At 67.4% G+C, this 1,628-nt stretch carries 3 protein-coding genes; all 3 read right to left on the reverse strand.

What is annotated here, in order from left to right; genetic code table 11:
* Positions 1–155, reverse strand: a 155-nt coding sequence (locus tag A5701_RS27835) for a hypothetical protein (protein WP_156670290.1), incomplete at its 3' end; no start/stop codon positions are given.
* Positions 152–739, reverse strand: coding sequence for a TetR/AcrR family transcriptional regulator (locus A5701_RS26790; RefSeq protein ID WP_067761333.1), 588 nt, complete (start codon positions 737–739; stop codon positions 152–154). The genes A5701_RS27835 and A5701_RS26790, both read right to left, overlap by 4 nt.
* Positions 740–905: 166 nt before the next feature.
* Positions 906–1,628 (reverse strand): L,D-transpeptidase family protein (locus A5701_RS26795; RefSeq protein ID WP_231972889.1); only part of this gene is annotated, 723 nt, incomplete at its 5' end.

The following is a 1,628-nucleotide window of genomic DNA, read 5'->3' on the forward strand; positions in this document are numbered from 1 at the left end:
TCCAGCCGCAGGGCCTTGTTGCAGGTGTACCCCTGCGACGCCGGGTGCGCCTTGTCGCCCCGGATGCGGGCCAGCCGGCGATCCTCGACTTGGACGACGATGCCGCAGTTGCATTCGCAGAGGATGCAGGCGGTGGACTTCCATTCTCCGGTCATCGCGGGACGTCCTTTCTGGTCGCCTCGGCCAGCAGCAGGTCGCGTAGCTGGCGGTGCACGACGTCAAGGGGAGCCGGGTCGCGGCGCACCCGGGCCAGCACGATCGCGCCCTCGAGCGCGGTGGTGGCCAGCATCGCCAGGTCCGCGGCACGCGGGCGCGGTATCCCGTCGGCGATGAAGCGCTGCGCGATCAGGTCGGTCCAGCGGTCGAACACCGACGCCGCACGCTCGACGACCGGCGCCATGCGTTCGCCGTCTTCCTCACCGGCTTCCACCGAGACCGCGACCACGGGGCAGCCCGCGCGGAAGTCGCTGTCGAGCAGCTGGCGGCGGTACTTGTCGATCAGGGTGTCCAGCAGCTGAGCTCCGCTGTCGGTTTCGGCGATGACCCCGGCGACGTGTTCGCCGGCGTAGTCGACCGCCTCGCAGAGCAGTTGCGTGCGGCCGCCGGGGAAGTAGTGGTACGCCGAGCCTCGCGGCGCGCCGCTGTGCTCGAGCACATCGGAGATCGCGGTGGCGTGGGCGCCCCGCTCCCTGATCAGCAGCGCGGCGGAGATCACCATCCGCTCGCGTGGACTGCGCATCGGCGCTCCTCGGGTCGGCAGTATGTATGATGCTATACATAATCGCGCGCCCCGCGAAAGCCCCCACTTACACTCGCGAGCAGACACAAAATCGCCCAATTCCTCTTCGGGATGGGCGATTTTGCTGGGGGTACCTCCCGCTTGCGGGGGCTGCCGGGCTGGGAGGTTAGTTCATCCAGTCGGCGGAGCCGTCGTTCTTCTTGTAATTGCCGCCGCTGGAGTTCTTCACGACGATCGGGTCACCCGGGCCGAAGTTGTCGAAGAACCACTTGGCATTGGTGGGGCTGATGTTGATGCAGCCGTGGCTGACGTCGCGCTTGCCCTGGTCGTCGACCGACCATGGCGCGCTGTGCACGTAGTCGCCGACGTTGTCGAAGCGGACCGCGTCCTCGACCGTCACCTTGTAGCCGTAGGTCGAGTTGACCGGGACCCCGTAGGTGGAGGAGTCCATCACCACCGAGGCCTTCTTGTCCTGCACGTAGTAGGTGCCATTGGGCGTCTGGTGATTGCCGGACGTCATGCCCATCGACATCGGGAAGGTCTTCTCCACCGTGCCGTTGCGGGTGATGGTCAGCTGGTGGGTGGAGTCGTCGGCCGTGGCGATCAGCGTGTCCCCGGTCTGGAAGTTGGTCACGGTGCCGCCGGCGTCGACGGTCACCGCGGTGTGCGCGGGCCAGAAGTTGATCGGGCGCCACCGCAACTGGGTCGGGGTCATCCAGTAGAACTTGCCCGGCACCGGCGGCACCGACGAGACATGCACGGCGTTGATCGCGGCACCGGCGTCCTCCACCGTTCCCGGGAAGTTGATGATGATCGGCTGGGCCGCATCCGGGGCGACAAGGCGCACCCGGCGTCGCAGGGGTACACCTGCAACAAGGTCGCGCGGGTG

Origin of the sequence: Mycobacterium sp. E3305, assembly GCF_001666785.1 — a bacterium.
Classification (GTDB): Bacteria; Actinomycetota; Actinomycetes; order Mycobacteriales; family Mycobacteriaceae; genus Mycobacterium.

Bases quoted from the DNA above. Each gene is read 5' to 3' on its own strand.
- A5701_RS26790 (WP_067761333.1), bottom strand. From the start codon at position 739: ATGCGCAGTCCACGCGAGCGGATGGTGATCTCCGCCGCGCTGCTGATC.